Here is a 16401-nt window from a genome sequence, read left to right on the forward strand (position 1 = left end):
CGGCGAGCGAGACGGGCCGGCCGCCGGGCCGACAGATACCGGCGGTCAGATACCGGCGGTCAGATACCGGCGGTCAGATACCGGCGGTCAGATACCGGCGGTCAGGGGCGACATGAGGCGGCGGGCCGCCTCGGTGATCGAGCCGGACAGCGACGGGTAGACGGCGAACGTGTGGGCGAGCTGGTCCACGGTCAGGCGGTGCTGCACGGCCACCGACACGGCGAGGATCAGCTCCGAGGCGCGCGGGGCGACCACGACGCCGCCGAGCACGATGCCGGTGTTGGGGCGGCAGAACAGCTTCACGAAACCGTCGTGGAAGCCCTGCATCTTGGCCCGGGCGTTGGTGGCGAGGGGCAGCTTGACCACGTTCGCCTCGATCTCGCCTGACTCGATCTGCCGCTGCGAGATCCCCACCGCGGCGATCTCGGGGTCGGTGAAGATGTTCGAGGCGACGGTGGCCAGGCGGATCGGCTGCACGGCCTCGCCGAGCGCGTGCCAGACCGCGATCCTGCCCTGCATGGCGGCGACCGAGGCGAGCATCAGGACGCCCGTGCAGTCGCCCGCGGCGTACACGCCCGGGGCTGAGGTCCTGGAGACCTTGTCGACCTCGATGAAGCCGCCCCGGTCGAGCCGCACGCCGTTGTCCTCCAGCCCGAGGCCGGAGGTGTTGGGCACCATGCCGACGGTCATCAGGCAGTGGGTGCCCTCGGCCGTGCGGCCGTCCTCCAGCGTGACGACGACCCCGTGCTCGGTGCGCTTGACCGAGGAGGCCCGCGAGCGGCCCATGACGTTCATGCCGCGCCGCCGGTAGACCTCTTCGAGCACCTCGGCCGCGTCGGCGTCCTCGTTGGGCATCATCCGGTCGCGGGAGGAGACCAGCGTGACCTCCGACCCCAGCGACTGGTAGGCGCCGGCGAACTCCGCGCCGGTGACGCCGGAGCCGACCACGATCAGGTGCCCCGGCAGCTCCTCCAGGTCGTACAGCTGCCGCCAGCTGAGGATGCGCTCGCCGTCCGGCTCGGCGCCGGGCAGCACCCGGGGGTGGGCGCCGGTGGCCACGATGACCACGTCGGCCCGGATCGTACGGTCGCCCGCGCGCACCACCTGGGGATCGACCAGGCGGCCGCGGGCGCGGATGACCTCGACGCCCTCGGCGGCCAGCCGGGCGGCGATGTCGCCGGACTGCGCCAGCGCGAGTTCCTTGACGCGCTTGTTCACGTCGATCATGTCCACGGCGACGCCGCCCGCGTCACCGTCGAGGCCGCCGTCGAAGCGGACCCCCACGGACGCCGCGTCGAGAAGCGCCTGCTTGCGGACGGAGGTGGCGATCAGGGTCTTGGACGGCACGCAGTCGGTGAGAACGCACGCCCCGCCGGGCCCTTCCTCCTCCACGACGGTGACCCGCGCCCCCAGTTGCGCGGCGACCAGGGCCGCCTCGTATCCGCCGGGGCCGCCACCGATGATCACGATCCTTGTCACATGCTCCATTGTCCCGCATCCTGGCTACGTATTCCCGGCGAGGGCCGCGTAACGGGTCAACTACTCGTATTTCTCGCGCCACACCCCATGCGCGCGCTACCCGTCCAACTTTGGCGATCTTGGATTAGGCTTGGGTGCCGTGCCTGTTTACGCGGCCTACGGCAGCAACATGGACCCCAAGCAGATGGCGGAGTGGGCGCCCCACTCGCCCATGCGAGGAACGGGGTGGCTCCCGGGCTGGCGGCTCACCTTCGGCGGCGAGGACGTCAGCTGGGAGGGTGCTCTCGCCACGATAGTCGAGGATGCCGACGAGCAGGTATTCGTGGTCCTGTACGACGTGCCGGAGTGGGACGAGCCGTCCCTCGACCGGTGGACGGGCACCGACCTCGGCCTCTACCGCAAGGTGCGGCTCCGCGTCGCGACCCTGGAGGGCGACGTGCTCGCCTGGTCGCACGTGCTCGACTCCTACGAGGGCGGCCTGCCCTCGGCGCGCTACATCGGCATCCTCGCCGACGCCGCGGAGAAGGCGGGGGCTCCCGACGACTACGTCACGGGGCTGCGCAACCGCCCCTGCAAGTCGCTCGGCGACTGACCACGCCCACAGCGACGACGTCAGTGCCGACCATAGTGCGGACCTGAGCGGCAGAACGGGCAGGTGGAGCCCCGGACTTCGTCATGCCCTTCTGTACGCTCAGCAAAGTGACCCCTTATGACCTGGCGGCCGAGGCCGCGACCACGTTGAGGAACCTCACCGGCATCCCTTCCTTCGACGTCGCCCTCGTCATGGGCTCGGGATGGGTGCCGGCCGCGGACGCGATCGGCGAGACGGTCGCCGAACTCCCGGTGACGAAGCTGCCCGGGTTCTCCCCGCCTGCGGTCGCCGGGCACGCCGGCACGGTACGCGCGGTGCGGACGGCGGCCGGGCTCAACGGGCTGATCTTCCTGGGGCGTACGCACCTGTACGAGGGCCGCGGCGTGGACCCGGTGGTGCACGGCGTCCGTACGGCCGTCGCGGCCGGGGTGCGCACGGTCGTGCTGACCAACGCGGCGGGCGGGCTGCGCCCGGAGACGCAGAAGGTCGGCGACCCCGTGCTCATCGGCGACCACATCAACCTGACTGGGAGCAACCCGCTCGTCGGCGCGACGTTCGTCGACCTGACCGAGGTGTACTCCCGGCGGCTGCGCGACCTCGCCCGCGAGGTGGACCCCTCGCTGACCGAGGGCGTGTACGTGGCCTTCCGCGGCCCGACGTACGAGACGCCCGCGGAGATCCGCATGCTGCGCACGCTCGGCGGCGACCTGGTGGGCATGTCGACCGTGCTGGAGGCGATCGCCGCCCGGGAGGCCGGGGCCGAGGTGCTCGGGATCTCCCTGGTCACCAACCCCGGCGCGGGCCTGGCGGACGAGCCGCTCAACCACGAGGAGGTCCTGGAGGTCGGCCGCGCCACCGCCGCCCGGATGGGCGTCCTGCTCGCCCAGGTCGTCGACAAGCTTTAGGGAGCACCTGTGACCGATCTCGTACGGCTCGCCCGCGAATGGCGTGACCAGGACCCCGACCCCGACACGCGGGCGGAACTCGACGCGATCCTGGACCGGCAGGACCTCGACGCGCTGGAGGACCGCTTCGGCGCGAAGCTGGAGTTCGGCACGGCGGGCCTGCGCGGCGCGCTGGGAGCCGGGCCGAACCGGATGAACCGGGTGACCGTGATGCGGGCCGCCGCCGGGCTGGCCCGGGTGCTCGGACCGGGACGCCACGTCGTGATCGGCTACGACGGGCGGCACAAGTCCGACGTGTTCGCCGCCGACACGGCCCGCGTGCTGACGGGCGCCGGGCTGCGCGCCTCGGTCATGGCCGGGAAGTGGCCGACGCCGGTGCTGGCGTTCGCCGTGCGCCACCTCGGCGCGGACGCGGGCGTGATGGTCACCGCCTCGCACAACCCTCCCCAGGACAACGGCTACAAGGTCTACTGGGGCGACGGCGCGCAGATCGTCCCGCCCGTCGACCTGGAGATCTCGGCCGCCATCGACGCGACCGGCCCGGTGGACGCCCTCCCGCTGGGCGACGACTGGACGACCCTCGGCCACGACGACATCGTCACGCCGTACCTGCGGGCGCTGACGGCGCTGCCGCTGGGCGACGCCCGCGCGATCTCGGTCGCGTACACGCCGCTGCACGGCGTGGGCGGCGCGACCGTGTCCGAGGCGTTCCGCGCGGCGGGCTTCGAGGTGCCGGTCATGGTCGGCCGACAGGCCATGCCCGACCCGAACTTCCCCACTGTCACGTTCCCGAATCCGGAGGAGCCGGGCGCGATGGACCTCGCGCTCGAACTCGCCGCCGCCACCCGCGCCGACCTCGTGCTGGCCAACGACCCGGACGCCGACCGGTGCGCGGTCGGCACGCCGCTGCCCGGCGGCGGCTACCGCATGCTGACCGGCGACGAGGTCGGCGGGCTGCTCGCCGAGCACGTGCTGCGGCACACCTCGGGCGGCGACCGGCTGGTCGCCACGTCGATCGTGTCGTCGTCGCTGCTCGCGAAGATCGCCGCCGACCACGGTGTGCGGCACGCCGAGACGCTGACGGGCTTCAAGTGGATCATGAAGTCGGGGCCGGGGCTCGTCTTCGGATACGAGGAGGCGCTGGGCTACAGCGTCGGGTCGGACGCCGGCCTGCCGGTCCACGACAAGGACGGCGTCGGGGCCGCCCTCACCGTCGCCGCGATGGCCGCCGAGGCCCGGCGGGAGGGCCGGTCGCTGCTCGACCTGCTCGACGAGCAGGCCCGCCGGTACGGCCTGCACGCGACCACCCAGTTGTCGGTCCGGGTCGAGGACCTGTCGCTGATCGCGAAGGCGATGGAGCGCCTGCGGACCAACCCGCCGGCACGGCTGGCCGGCCGGGTGGTGGAGTCGGCCGAGGACCTGTCGCAGGGGGCGGCCGGGCTGCCGCCGACCGACGGCCTGCGGTACCGCCTCTCCGGCGACGCCCGGGTCATCGTGCGGCCCAGCGGAACCGAGCCCAAGCTCAAGTGCTACCTGGAGGTCGTCGTACCGGTCGGGGACGACGACGTCACGGCGGCCAGGGCGCGGGCCGCCGCGGACCTGGAGGCCCTGAAGCGGGACCTCGCCACCGCCCTCGCCCTCTGAGCCCTCTGAGAGGGGCGTCTCAGGAGACGACGACGGCCGCCACGACCAGCGCGAGCGCGGCGGCCAGGGCGGCCAGGGCGGAGGGCGACCAGGTGACCCGGGTCTCGCCGGAGGAGGTCTGCCGGCGAGACCCGCTCATCTCCTCAAGCTGCTGGGCCACCCAGTCGGCGTGGGTGCGCCCGCCCACGGCCGCCGTGGCCCGCTCGACGCGGTCCTTCGACGAGGCCGCCTTGACGGCCTGCCCGGCGGCCCTGGCCCGCTCCCGCGCCGTGGCCTGCGGCGTCCAGCAGCGTACGGCGGTCGCGCCCGACTCGATGACGATGGCGCTGGTCACGGTCAGGTCGTCGACGGCGTTCCAGGGGACGTAGGCGTTCTTCAGCGGATTGCGGACGCGGATCCCGCCCTCCTCGGCGAGGATGGCGGGCCGCAGCGCCATCACGAAGACCAGCGCGGTGATGACGCCGAGCACCGCCCCCGCGATCAGCGCGCTGGGCAGCCGGCCGTGGGCGATCAGGTCCCAGGCGTTCCAGGCGGCGAACACCAGCCAGGCCCATCCGAAGACCCAGGCCAGCTTCGACCGGAAGACCTGCGGCTTCACGCCTGCTGCCGCATCTGCGCGAAAGCGGGCTTGATCACGTCGTTGATCAGCGCGAGCCGCTCGTCGAACGGGATGAACGCCGACTTCATCGCGTTGACGGTGAACCACTGCAGGTCGTCCCAGCCGTAGCCGAAGGCGTCCACCAGCTTCGCGAACTCCTGCGACACGCTGGTGCCGCTCATCAGCCGGTTGTCGGTGTTGACCGTCACGCGGAAGTACAGGCGGCGCAGCAGGCCGATCGGGTGCTCGGCGATCGACGGGGCGGCCCCGGTCTGCAGGTTGGAGGTCGGGCACATCTCCAGCGGGATGCGCTTGTCGCGGACGTAGGCCGCGAGCCTGCCGAGCTTGGCCTCGCCGTCCGCCGGCACCGTGATGTCATCGATGATCCGCACCCCGTGGCCCAGCCGGTCGGCGCCGCACCACTGGATCGCCTGCCAGATCGACGGCAGCCCGAAGGCCTCCCCCGCGTGGATCGTGAAGTGGGCGTTCTCCCGTTGGAGGTACTCGAAGGCGTCCAGGTGACGGGTGGGCGGATATCCGGCCTCCGCGCCCGCGATGTCGAAGCCGACCACGCCGAGGTCCCGATAGCGTACGGCGAGCTCGGCGATCTCCATCGAACGGGCCTGGTGGCGCATCGCGGTGAGCAGCGTGCCGACCCTGATGCGCGCGCGGCCGTCCGGTCCGGTGGAGCCGAGCCGGAACCCCTCCAGCACGGCCTCCACGACCTCGTCCAGCGACAGGCCCTGCGAGGTGTGCTGCTCAGGCGCGAAACGGACCTCGGCGTAGATCACGCCGTCCTCCGCCAGGTCCTCGGCGCACTCGGCGGCCACCCTGACCAGCGCGTCGCGGGTCTGCATGACCCCGACGGTGTGGGCGAACGTCTCCAGGTAGCGCTCCAGCGATCCCGAGTCGGCCGCGGCCCTGAACCAGGCCCCCAGCGCGTCCGGGTCGTACGTGGGCAGTTCGTGCCCGCACTCCCGGGCGAGGTCCACGATCGTCCCGGCCCGCAGTCCGCCGTCGAGATGGTCGTGCAGGAGCACCTTTGGCGCCCTGCGGATCTCCTCCAGAGTGGGCAGCTCGTTCATTCGCCCTCCTCACCGCGGTCGTACATCCGGCAATCCTATCCACGGACCCGGATCGGGCGGCCTGGCGAAACTCGCCGTCGCTCACTCCTCGCGGTTGGCGGTCTCCGGCGAGAACGCGGGCAGGCACACCGCCACGTACTCGGCGCCGGACGGCCCGGCGCTGTAGCGGATCTTCTCCCCCGGCTCACTCGCGAACGCCTGGCCCGCCTCCACGACGGTCGTCCCGCCCTCGTGCTCGACGACGACCGATCCCTTGAGGACGAGCGTGTACTCGGCGAACCCGGGGGCCTGCGCGGGCTCGCTCCAGCCCGCGGGCGCCACCATGTGCGCGATGGAGACCTGTTCGTCACCGCTGTTGACTCGGCCGACGTACTCGTCGATGACCTTCCCGCCCGGCACTGGCACCCGGGTGGGTCCCTCGATCTTCCTGACCATGCCGACCAGTGTGTCAGTTGATCCGGAGATCATGTCATTCGCGCACGTTCGCACTACGCTTTGTCGGCTGTGGTCGCGAGAGAGGCCCCCGAGCCGGGAGTGAGGCGTTGAAGCAGACACGACACGGGCCTCGTCGCCGTACGGAGGAGCCGCGGTGAGAGATCTGCCGGGCTTCGACGCGTTCGCCGCCGACCACGTCCGGCCGCTGGCCCGTACGGCCCTGGCGCTGACGGGAGAACCGGAGGCCGCCCGCGCGCTCGTGGTGACCGCGCTCTCCGCCGTGGCGGCCAGATGGGGCACCGCACGCTGGTCGTTTCCCGCCCAAGCCACACGCAAGGCGCTGTACGCGGCCTACCTGGAGCGCCCGCGACCCGGAGCCACAGCCGGGCGCGGCACGCACCCGAGCCACACGCCCGGCACGTCGCCCCCGAGCTTGACGCCCGGCACGGACGCGGCGGCCCTCGCGGAGGCACTCACCGCGCTGCCGCCGCGGCGGCGTGCCCTGGTCGTGGCCTGCTTCCACGACGGGCACACCACCTGGCAGGCGGCCGGCCTGTGCCGCATGGACGCGCGGACGGCCAACACCGAGACCGTGCTCGCCGTCGCCGAACTGCGCGACCGCCTTCCCGCCTCGTTCGTGGCGGGAACGGCCCCGGAGACCGGAGTAGGGACGGCCTCGGACACCACGGGAGGAACGGGCCCGGACACCACGGCGAGCACGGGCCCCGAGACCCCGGCGGAGACGGCCCCGGGCTCCGCGATGGGGACGGCCCCGGAACCAGAGCCGGCCGGTCCCCCGCCCGGCTCGTGGACGTCGCCATCCGGGCTGACAGATCCCGCGCCCAGCTCCTGGGCATCGCCATCCGGGCCGGCCGGTCCCTCGCCCAGCCCCTGGGCATCACCATCCGGGCTGACAGATCCCGCGCCCAGCCCCTGGGCATCACCATCCGGGTCAGCCGGTCCCGCGCCTGGCTCGTGGGGGTCGCCGTCGGAGGCGGGCCGGGCCGCCGGACCGGCGGCCGCCGCGCCCGGCTCGTTCGCCGCCCCAGCGGGCGGCACGCCGCCGTACCATGCCGCACCGTTCTCCACCTCCCCGGCGATCGCGCCTGTCGCTCCTGCGGGAGGCACGGGCGCGGGCGACCTCGGCGACGGTCCGTGGGAGGCGGCGCTGCGCCGGGAGCTGGCCGCCCTGTCCGCGGGGATGCCCGCGCTCGACCCGGCCCCGCTCGCCGCGGAGGCGGCGCGGGCCGGCCGGCGGCACCGCACCCGGCGTCGTGCCGTGGTCACGGCCGTGAGCGTCACGCTCGCCGCCCTGGTCGTCGTCCCCCTCGCCTTGGGTGTGACGAGCCTGGCCGGGCGCGTGGAGCGGGCAGTCGGCGATGGCACCCCCGGAGCCTCCGGTTCCCCGGACGTGAGCGCCGCGATTCCCGGCACGCTGCGCGCCCCCCTGCCCGCCCCCGTACGCTTCGCCTACCAGGGCTCCTGCACGGACGACGACTGGGACGCGTTCGCCGAGAAGTTCGCGAACGGCTGCGACCAGTGGCGGCTGGTCACGACCACGGGCGAGCAGTGGCGTGTTCCGGACGTGGCCCTCGACCCCGGCGGCCACTGGAACCCTTCCCTCCTCGCGATCAGCCAGGACGGCAACCACGTGGCCTACTACGGCCAGACGTCGCCCGACTTCATGGTCCTCGACCGGCGTCGTGCCCGGGCGGAGAGAAGCGGCATGTTCCCGCTCAACGAGGACGCGTCACCGCAGGACTCCCACCTGGTCATCTCGCCCAAAGGGCGATGGATGGCCGCCGACTTCGGCGCGGGCGCGCGAGCACCCCTACCGCGGGTGCAGAGCCTCACCGGTTACCGGGTCGCGGTGTTGCCGCGTCGCATGCGGATCCTGGCGGTCGGGGACGACGGCACGGTGACGGGCACGGCCACGTGGGACACGAACGCGATTCCCGGGCGGCTCGCCACCACCGTCCTGCTGCGGGTGCGGCCGAACGGGCGCACGCTGAGCAGTGCGCCGATCGACCCGGCGCTGTTCGAGTCCGGCGTCGCGGTCTCCCCCGACGGACGCGCCGTCGCCGTGGCGGCCGAGCGCGCCCACCCCGGCGACGACGACCACGGCCAGGTGGTCACCCTCGACTCCGCCACCGGGCGCGTGCTCACCCGGCGCGAGGCGGCCCTCCCCCCGGACGCGCACGTCACCGTTGTATGCGGCTGGGCGAGCGATCACGAGGTGATCGTCGAGGCGAGGCAGCCCGACGACGAAGACGAGGAGGAGTACTCGGTCCACGCCGTCGACGTACGCACCGGGGCCGCCCGGCCGATCACGCTGGACCGGGCCGGCGGCGTGCCCGACCTCTGGGTGCCCGGCACGCTGCGCTGAACCGCGTACGGACGGCCGCGCACGGCCGCCCGGACGACGGAAAGGGGCGCCCCGATGACCGGGACGCCCCCTCCGCCGGGCAGGGAACCGCCTGACGGGTCAGACGAGTTCCGGCACCGGTTCCTCCCTGGCCTCGACCGGCCGCCGGACCCGGAGCCCCGTGACGGAGATCGCCAGGCCGGCGAGGGCGAACCCGGCCGAGACCAGGATCGCGGCACGGAAGTGGGTGATCGGGTCACCGCCGCCCGCCCCCGCGGTCAGGACGGCCGTGACGATCGCCAGCACCACCGCGCCGCCGACCTGCCCGGAGGTGTTCAGCAGCCCGGAGGCGAGCCCCTGCTCCTCGTCGTCGACCCCGGCGGTCGCCTGGATGTTGAGCGAGGGGAACGACAGCGCGAACGCGACGCCCAGCAGGACCATGCCGGGCAGCACCGTCGTGAACAGGCCGGGGTGCAGGTCCACCCGCAGGAACACCGCGTAGCCCGCGAGCAGCGCGACCGACCCCACCACGATCAGCCGGGCGGTGCCGAAGCGGTCGGCGAGCCTGCCCATCGTGGTCGAGCCGACCGCGACCAGCAGTCCGGCCGGAAGGAACGCCAGCGCGGTCTCCAGGGCGCTCCAGCCCAGCAGGTTCTGGAAGTACTGCATCGCCACGAACTGGAATCCGACGTACGAGCCGAACAGGATGACCAGCCCGATGTTGGCCCGCACCAATGGTGCGGAGCGCAGGATGCCGAGCCGGACGAGCGGGTGCCGCACCCTCCGCTCCAGCCGGACGAACAGGCCGACCAGGGCGGCGGACGCCGCGAGCGACAGGACGGTGCGCGCCAGGCTCACCTTGGGCGCCTCCACCACGGCGAAGACCATGAGCAGCATCGCGGCGGTGATGGTGACCGCGCCGAGGATGTCGTGGCCGCCCTCGCCGCGCTCCTCACCCCGGTCCAGCAGTCGCGCCCCGGCCACCAGCGCGATGATCGCCACCGGCACCGGCATGAGGAAGGTCCAGCGCCACCCGATCTCGGTGAGCACGCCGGACAACACCAGCCCGAGCGAGAAGCCGCTGGCGCCGGAGGCGGTGAAGATGCTCAGCGCCCGGTTGCGGGCGGGCCCCTCGGCGAAGGTCGTGGTGATGATGGACAACGCGGCCGGAGCGGTGAACGCGGCGCTGATGCCCTTCGCGAACCGGGCCGCGATCAACAGCGTCCCGTCGCTCATCAGCCCGCCGAGCAGCGAGGCGACGGCGAAGAGGACCAGGGCCGACAGGAACACCCGGCGACGGCCGAGCAGGTCGGCGGTCCGGCCCCCGAGCAGCAGCAGACCGCCGTAGCCGAGCACGTAACCGCTCACCACCCACTGCAGCGAGGAGGTGGTCATCCCGAGGTCGGCCTGGATGGACGGGAGCGCCACCCCGACCATCGACACGTCCAGAGCGTCGAGGAACACGACGGCGCAGAGCACCGTGAGGGCACCCCACAGGCGGGCCCCCCAGCGCTCGTCCTGAGTGGAGGAAGTCATGGCACGGAAACTTACATGCACGCGCATTCAATGCACAAGCAATTAATGCGATTGCATGTAGTTGGCGCGGATGGTATGGTCACGCGCAGAAAGGCGGCACTCGTATGAACGACACCGACACCGATTTCGTGGTCATGGCCTGGCGCGCGCTGCTCGCCCGCCACGCCGAGGTGTCGGGCGTCCTGGAGCGTGAGCTCAGCGAGAGGCACGGCCTCGGGGTGAGCGAGTTCGAGGTGCTGGAGCGTCTCGCCGAGGCCCGGTCGTCCTGTCAGGAACCGGGCGAGGCCAAGTTCCGCGTGCAGGGTCTCGCCGACCAGGTCCACCTGAGCCAGAGCGCGCTGTCCCGCCTCATCGCCCGGCTGGAACGCGAGGGACTCGTCGCCCGCGCCCTGTGCGAGGCGGACCGGCGCGGGGTGTTCGTGCAGCTCACCGAGGAAGGCCGCCGCCGGCACGCGGAGGCGACCCCCACCCACAGAGCCGTCCTGTCCGCGCACCTGTTCCCCCACCTCGTCGACGCCGGATGCGCGCCCCCGGCCGAGGGCACCGCCCCGGAGAACGCCGCTCCAGGGTCGGTCAGACGGGGCCCGTGAGAGCGAGCGGGACGCCGTCCGGGTCGACGAGCAGCCCGTCCGCCGCGACCCGGGCGCCGGAGGCGACGAGCCTCCCGGCCTCCTTCTCGGGGTCGTCCACGGCGACGGCGACGTGCCGGAAGCCGCGGCGGCCGGGGCCGGCTGTCAGGGCGGCCGCCGGGTCGGCCGTCCACGGACTCGGCGTCGTGGCCGCGGTGAACGTGAACACCTCCAGCACGGCCGGCCCGGCCAGCAGGTAGGTGATCAGGAAGCCCCGGGGGTCCTCGTCCTGCGTGATCTGGCCGATCACCTCGTATCCGAGCGTGTCGCGGTAGAAGGCGAGCGCGGCGTCGAGCCCGCCCGACGTGACCGCCACGTGGTCGAAGACCGGCGGCGCCGTACGCGGCCTGCTCAGGGTGGCGAGCCGTTCGCGTTCGGCCAGTTCGGGCGAGGCGACGCGGTGATACCGCAGGTAGTTGTCGGTGATCTCCAGGTGCGTGCCGTCCGGGTCCTGGAAGAACGCGATCCGCACGCCACCGACCGCGTCGAGCGGCGGGAGCGTGAAGGGCACCCCGGCGTCGCGTACGCGCTCGGCCCGCAGGTCGACGTCGCCGACCTTGAAACCGATGTGCCGGATGCCGCGCTGGAGGTCGTCGTTCACCCAGCCGCCGAGGTCGCCGTCGCCCGTCTCGACGAGCTTGAGCAGCACCGGACCCGCCGTCAGCCAGGCCACCCCCGCTCCTCCGGCGGGGCCTTCCACCTCGGCGAGGTCCAGCAGGCTCCGGTAGAAGTCGAGCGAACGGGCCAGATCGGCGACGCCGATCTCGACATGCCGGATGTCTCTGGACACGTGCCCCCCTCCGTCGCGGCCCGCCCCGGCACCGCCGGTCACGAAGCCCTCATGTCTGCGCACAGGAGACTTTCCCATATCCCCCCGGACGCAGACCGGGCGCCAGGGCCAGGGTGACCGCCACGGAGAGCGCGGCCATCGCGGCCATGGCGGCCGAGGCCGAGGTGAACTGGGCGACGGACCCGGCGAGCGCGGCGCCGACCCCCTGCATGGTCATCGTGCCGGACGACTGCAGCCCCAGCGCCTGCCCGCTCATCTCCTCGGGAGTGACGGACAGGAGGCGTTCCTGGAGGAGCAGGCCGGCCGCGTATCCGGCCGAGGCGAGCGCCACGGCGGCGACCGCGAGCGGCAGGGCCGGGTGCAGGAGGAAGACCAGGTACGGCACGGCCAGCAGCAGCCGCAGCGGAGCGCTCAGCCGCTCACGCCACCACTTCGGGACGAACCGCCCCACCAGGGTGTCTCCCGCGAGCATGCCCGCGGCGGCGGCGGCGAACAGCGTCCCGGCGTGCCGCGGGTCGTAGGCGACGTACAGCGACTCGCAGCCGACGATCAGGCCGTTCGGCACCCACAGGGCCAGATACAGGTGACGGCGCGCGGGCGACGACCACAGCCTCCGGTTGGTCCGCCACGTCTCGGCGGGCGAGGGCCGCCCCTGCGCCCGGGGCGGGCGGGCGGCGAGCCCGAACCGGGCGACGACGGCGGCGACGAGGTCCAGCCCCGCCCCCACGAGCAGGGTGCCGCGCGGGGAGAAGGCGGTCACGAGCACTCCCCCGGCGGCGAAACCCACGATCTGCTGGACGCCGACCGACATGTTGAGCACCGAACGGCCCAGCAGGTATCCGTCCCTGGGCAGGATCTCGTTGAGCAGCCCGAAGCGGACGCCGCCGCCGAGGGACGCGGCGAGCCCCATGCCGAGCACGACGGCGAACAGCGCCCACAGCGGCAGGCCGGGCACGGCGAGCACGACCGTGCCGGCGCAGAACACCAGCGCCAGGCACGTCATCGCGGCGCGCGGGGGCAGCCGGTCGGCCGCCGACATCAGCACCACCGCCCCGAGCACCTGGGAGAAGGAGGCGCCGAACATGCTCAGCGCCGACAGCAGCGGCGACCGCGTCGTCCCGTACACAAGCGTGCCGAGCGCGAGGCCGCTCACCGTCGACGCCGCCACCTGCGCGGACCCGACGGTGAAGAGCGGCGTGAACTCCGGAGTGCGGAACAGTTCCCGGTAGGTACGCATGACGGGAGCGTCGATCACCACCGCGTGCCACCGTTAGTGTTTCGCCGGGAGGCGAAACGTGGGCTGGTGGCTGGTCGATTCCGACACTCTCGCGGAGAGCCGCTTCGTCGTCTCTCCCCTGGCCGAGGCCACCGCCTGCCTCTACACCCTGGAGAAGGCGTCGGCGCGGCACCCGGCCGAGCGGGCCTGGCTCGACGCGCATCTGCCCGCCTACCGCGCCCGCCTGGCCGGTGACCCGATCACCGCCCTGCTCCTGAAGGCCGCCCGCGGACGCAACTGGACCGCCGACTTCCTCACGCCCGCCCCGGCCGGCGAGGGTGAGGCGGTCTTCGAGGAGGAGCTGGCCCGGGTCCGGGAGACCCCGCCCGGCGTCGCGCAGGCCGACGTGGAGGTGGCGCTGCGGGGCCCGCTGCCCGCGCCGCTGCGGCGTACGGACCTGGCCGAACGCGCGGCGGACCTGCTGGAGTGGGTGTGGACGCGGACCGTGCTGCCCGGCTGGCCGCGCCGGCGACGGATCATGGAGGCCGACATCGTCGCCCGTGTGGGGCAGCTGAGCCAGGGCGGCTGGGCCGCCGCGCTCGACGACATGCGGCCGGGGATGCGCTGGCTCGGCGGCGACCGGTTGCAGATCAACACCTTCGACTACCCGCCCCGGCGGATCGGCGGGGCCAGGCTCATGTTCGTCCCGGTCACTCCCCGGCAGGCGTGGGCGAGCTGGACGGCGGGCCTGCGCTACGCCCTGATCTACCCGTGCGCAGGCACCCTGGCCGATCCCGCCCGCGCGCCGGTGCCCGAGGCGCTGGGGCGGCTGCTCGGCCCGGCCCGCGCCCGGGTGCTGACCCTGCTCGCCGCGCCGAAGAGCACGACCCACCTCGTGGCGCTCACCGGTCAGCCGCTCGGGTCCGTCGGCCGCCACCTCAAGGTGCTGCTCGACGCCGGTCTCGTACGGCGCCGCCGCGCCGGGCGGTCCGTCCTCTACTACCGCACGCCCCTCGGCGACGCCCTCGCCGGCCTCGATCCCGAGGCCGGCGGGGATCGGTAAAGTGGGAGATCTTCGTATGTTGAACCCGTGAAGCGGCGGACAGCGCGGTCGTCAGCGCCTCGCCCGTGACCGGCCGGGCCGGTCAGGAAGGAGCCCCGCCCATGTCGTGGCTGCCGATACTCCCCCTGCTCGGCGTCTGGATCCTGGTCGTCGTCGCTCCCGGCCCCGACTTCCTCATCGTGCTCAGGCACTCGGCCGGCGGGTCGCGGCGCAGCGGCGTGCGCACGGCCGCGGGCGTCGTCACCGGCATCGGGGTGTGGGCGGTCGCCGGTCTGTTCGGCGTCACCGTGCTCGTCCAGCGGTTCGAGTGGCTCTACACCGCCGCCCGCGTCGCCGGGGCCCTGCTCCTCGTCGCGCTCGGCGTCGCGACCATCCGCGCCACCCGCAAACGGTCGTCCGGCGAGAATGCGGCCGACGGCGACGAGCCACCGGCCGTCGCCGCGCAGCGTCCGGGCAGGCTGCGCGAGTGGCGGGCCGGGCTGCTGACCAACCTCGCCAACCCCAAGGCCCTGGTCTTCTTCGGCGCCCTGTTCGCCAGCCTGCTCCCGCACCACGCGAACCTCGCCATGCGGGCGGTCACGCTCGGCTCGATGCTGGCCATCGCGTTCGCCTGGTTCGCCGCCGTCGCCTTCCTGGCCGGCAGCCCGTGGATCACCAGGGGCTACCGGCGGCTCGGGAAGAGGCTCGACCTGCTCACCGGCGGGCTGTTCGTCGGCATGGGCGCGCTGCTCCTCCCCCGCTGACCTCCCGCTGACAGGGCCGGAGCGCGCGGGAGGTCAGGCGGTCAGGCGGTCGATCACCAGCGGGAGGAGGTCGGCGCCGTCCTGGTCGCCGATCTCGTACGCCCCCTCAAGCGCCTGGAGCGCCCGGTCGAACCGGCCGGCCTCGTCGGCGTACAGGGTCATCAGCGGGGCGCCCGCCCGGACCTCGTCGCCGGGCTTGGCGTGCAGGACGACGCCCGCGCCCGCCGACACCGGGTCCTCCTTGCGGGCCCGTCCGGCGCCGAGCCGCCAGGCCGCCACGCCGACCTTGAGCGCGTCGAGCGTGACCAGCGTGCCCGACGCGGGAGCGGTCACCACCGCCGACTCCGCGGCCTTCGGCAGCGGCGCGTCCGGGTCGCCGCCCTGCGCGCCGATCATGCGCCGCCAGGCGTCCATCGCCGAGCCGTCCTTGAGCGCCTGCTCGGGGTCCCGGGCGCCCGGGACGTCCGCGGCCTCCAGCATCTCCCGGGCCAGCCGTACGGTGAGCTCGACCACGTCGGCGGGGCCGCCGCCGGCGAGCACCTCGACGGACTCCTCGACCTCCAGCGCGTTGCCCACCTTCAGGCCGAGCGGCCGATCCATCGCGGTCAGCAGGGCGACCGTGCGCACCCCGGCGTCGGTGCCGAGCTCGACCATCGTCCGGGCCAGCTCCCGGGCGTCGTCCACGTTCTTCATGAACGCGCCCGAGCCGGCCTTCACGTCGAGCACGAGCGACCCCGTACCCTCGGCGATCTTCTTGGACATGATCGACGAGGCGATCAGCGGGATCGACTCGACCGTGCCGGTGACGTCGCGCAGCGCGTAGAGCTTCTTGTCGGCGGGCGCAAGGCCCGCGCCCGCCGCGCAGACGACCGCCCCGGCCGAGCGGATCACGCCGAGCATCTCGTCGTTCGACAGCGACGCCCGCCAGCCGGGGATCGACTCCAGCTTGTCCAGCGTGCCGCCGGTGTGCCCGAGGCCCCGCCCGGACAGCTGCGGCACGTACGCCCCGCACGCGGCGACCAGCGGGGCCAGCGGCAGAGTGATCTTGTCACCGACCCCGCCGGTGGAGTGCTTGTCGGCCGTGGGCCGGTCGAGGGCGGACCAGTCCATCCGCTCCCCCGACCTGATCATGGCCTGGGTCCAGTCCGCGATCTCCCGGCGGTTCATGCCGTTCAGCAGGATCGCCATCAGCAGCGCCGACATCTGCTCGTCGGCCACCTCGCCCCGCGTGTACGCGTCGATCACCCAGTCGATCTGGGCGGCCGACAGCTCACCCCGGTCGCGCTTGACGGTGATGACCTCGATCGCGTCGAACCCCACG

The 16401-nt window shown here is 73.3% G+C and carries 15 protein-coding genes; 7 read left to right on the top strand and 8 right to left on the bottom strand.

The genetic code is table 11. The annotated features are described in order from the left end of the window. Positions 1-87 precede the first annotated feature (87 nt). A complete protein-coding gene (locus tag Mam01_RS04150) occupies positions 88-1479 on the bottom strand; it encodes an NAD(P)H-quinone dehydrogenase (RefSeq protein WP_204284136.1) in 1392 nt (463 codons plus the stop codon). A gap of 139 nt (positions 1480-1618) precedes the next feature. Between Mam01_RS04150 and Mam01_RS04155 the strand changes: the two genes are divergently transcribed. The 3 genes from Mam01_RS04155 (at position 1619) to Mam01_RS04165 (ending at position 4620) form a co-directional block, all read left to right on the top strand. Continuing rightward, the gene (locus tag Mam01_RS04155; protein ID WP_138460432.1) at positions 1619-2071 is read left to right on the top strand and encodes a gamma-glutamylcyclotransferase family protein; all 453 of its coding nucleotides are present in this window, start codon (positions 1619-1621) and stop codon (positions 2069-2071) included. A 107-nt stretch (positions 2072-2178) separates the two neighbouring features. Beyond that, the gene (locus Mam01_RS04160; RefSeq protein ID WP_373868679.1) at positions 2179-2976 is read left to right on the top strand and encodes a purine-nucleoside phosphorylase; all 798 of its coding nucleotides are present in this window, start codon (positions 2179-2181) and stop codon (positions 2974-2976) included. A gap of 9 nt (positions 2977-2985) precedes the next feature. Beyond that, positions 2986-4620, top strand: coding sequence for a phospho-sugar mutase (locus tag Mam01_RS04165; protein WP_204284138.1), 1635 nt, complete (start codon positions 2986-2988; stop codon positions 4618-4620). A gap of 19 nt (positions 4621-4639) precedes the next feature. Here Mam01_RS04165 and Mam01_RS04170 read toward each other — a convergent pair whose 3' ends face one another. The 3 genes from Mam01_RS04170 to Mam01_RS04180 form a co-directional block, all read right to left on the bottom strand. Further along, the gene (locus Mam01_RS04170; protein ID WP_204284139.1) at positions 4640-5218 is read right to left on the bottom strand and encodes a hypothetical protein; all 579 of its coding nucleotides are present in this window, start codon (positions 5216-5218) and stop codon (positions 4640-4642) included. Next, positions 5215-6303 carry an adenosine deaminase gene (locus Mam01_RS04175; RefSeq protein WP_204284140.1) on the bottom strand — a complete coding sequence of 363 codons (1089 nt, stop codon included), beginning with the start codon at positions 6301-6303 and terminating at the stop codon, positions 5215-5217. Before Mam01_RS04175 ends, Mam01_RS04170 begins: the two co-directional genes overlap by 4 nt. A gap of 81 nt (positions 6304-6384) precedes the next feature. Next, entirely contained in the window at positions 6385-6738 is a 354-nt protein-coding gene (locus tag Mam01_RS04180) for a cupin domain-containing protein (RefSeq protein WP_150930610.1), read from the bottom strand. Positions 6739-6892: 154 nt separating this feature from the next. On the opposite strand from Mam01_RS04180, the gene Mam01_RS04185 reads away from it, so the two are divergent. Continuing rightward, positions 6893-9124, top strand: a complete 2232-nt coding sequence (locus tag Mam01_RS04185) for a SigE family RNA polymerase sigma factor (RefSeq protein WP_204284141.1) — start codon at positions 6893-6895, stop codon at positions 9122-9124. A 99-nt stretch (positions 9125-9223) separates the two neighbouring features. Here Mam01_RS04185 and Mam01_RS04190 read toward each other — a convergent pair whose 3' ends face one another. Then, on the bottom strand, positions 9224-10639 hold the full coding sequence (locus Mam01_RS04190; protein ID WP_150930613.1) for an MFS transporter: 1416 nt from the start codon (positions 10637-10639) through the stop codon (positions 9224-9226). Between the two features lie 104 nt (positions 10640-10743). Here Mam01_RS04190 and Mam01_RS04195 point away from each other — a divergent pair, with 104 nt between their 5' ends. Beyond that, positions 10744-11229 carry a MarR family winged helix-turn-helix transcriptional regulator gene (locus Mam01_RS04195; protein WP_204284143.1) on the top strand — a complete coding sequence of 162 codons (486 nt, stop codon included), beginning with the start codon at positions 10744-10746 and terminating at the stop codon, positions 11227-11229. On the opposite strand, the gene Mam01_RS04200 is transcribed toward Mam01_RS04195, so the two are convergent. Next, positions 11213-12058 (bottom strand): VOC family protein, encoded by an 846-nt coding sequence (locus Mam01_RS04200; RefSeq protein ID WP_204284144.1) that lies wholly within the window; start codon positions 12056-12058, stop codon positions 11213-11215. The genes Mam01_RS04195 and Mam01_RS04200 overlap by 17 nt on opposite strands. A gap of 49 nt (positions 12059-12107) precedes the next feature. Beyond that, positions 12108-13295 carry an MFS transporter gene (locus Mam01_RS04205; RefSeq protein WP_204284145.1) on the bottom strand — a complete coding sequence of 396 codons (1188 nt, stop codon included), beginning with the start codon at positions 13293-13295 and terminating at the stop codon, positions 12108-12110. A gap of 58 nt (positions 13296-13353) precedes the next feature. On the opposite strand from Mam01_RS04205, the gene Mam01_RS04210 reads away from it, so the two are divergent. Continuing rightward, positions 13354-14337 carry an ArsR/SmtB family transcription factor gene (locus Mam01_RS04210; RefSeq protein WP_204284146.1) on the top strand — a complete coding sequence of 328 codons (984 nt, stop codon included), beginning with the start codon at positions 13354-13356 and terminating at the stop codon, positions 14335-14337. A gap of 101 nt (positions 14338-14438) precedes the next feature. Then, positions 14439-15080 (top strand): LysE family translocator, encoded by a 642-nt coding sequence (locus Mam01_RS04215; protein ID WP_204284147.1) that lies wholly within the window; start codon positions 14439-14441, stop codon positions 15078-15080. A gap of 33 nt (positions 15081-15113) precedes the next feature. Here the strand turns inward: Mam01_RS04215 and Mam01_RS04220 are convergent, their stop codons facing one another. Then, positions 15114-16400, bottom strand: a complete 1287-nt coding sequence (locus Mam01_RS04220) for a thymidine phosphorylase (RefSeq protein WP_204284148.1) — start codon at positions 16398-16400, stop codon at positions 15114-15116. Between the last annotated feature and the right edge of the window lies 1 nt (position 16401).

The sequence above is a fragment of the Microbispora amethystogenes genome, from assembly GCF_016863015.1.
GTDB classification, from domain to species: Bacteria; Actinomycetota; Actinomycetes; order Streptosporangiales; family Streptosporangiaceae; genus Microbispora; species Microbispora amethystogenes.

Bases quoted from the DNA above. Each gene is read 5' to 3' on its own strand.
- Mam01_RS04215 (WP_204284147.1), top strand. From the start codon at position 14,439: ATGTCGTGGCTGCCGATACTCCCCCTGCTCGGCGTCTGGATCCTGGTC.
- Mam01_RS04190 (WP_150930613.1), bottom strand. From the start codon at position 10,639: ATGACTTCCTCCACTCAGGACGAGCGCTGGGGGGCCCGCCTGTGGGGT.
- Mam01_RS04205 (WP_204284145.1), bottom strand. From the start codon at position 13,295: ATGCGTACCTACCGGGAACTGTTCCGCACTCCGGAGTTCACGCCGCTC.
- Mam01_RS04175 (WP_204284140.1), bottom strand. From the start codon at position 6,303: ATGAACGAGCTGCCCACTCTGGAGGAGATCCGCAGGGCGCCAAAGGTG.
- Mam01_RS04195 (WP_204284143.1), top strand. From the start codon at position 10,744: ATGAACGACACCGACACCGATTTCGTGGTCATGGCCTGGCGCGCGCTG.
- Mam01_RS04180 (WP_150930610.1), bottom strand. From the start codon at position 6,738: ATGGTCAGGAAGATCGAGGGACCCACCCGGGTGCCAGTGCCGGGCGGG.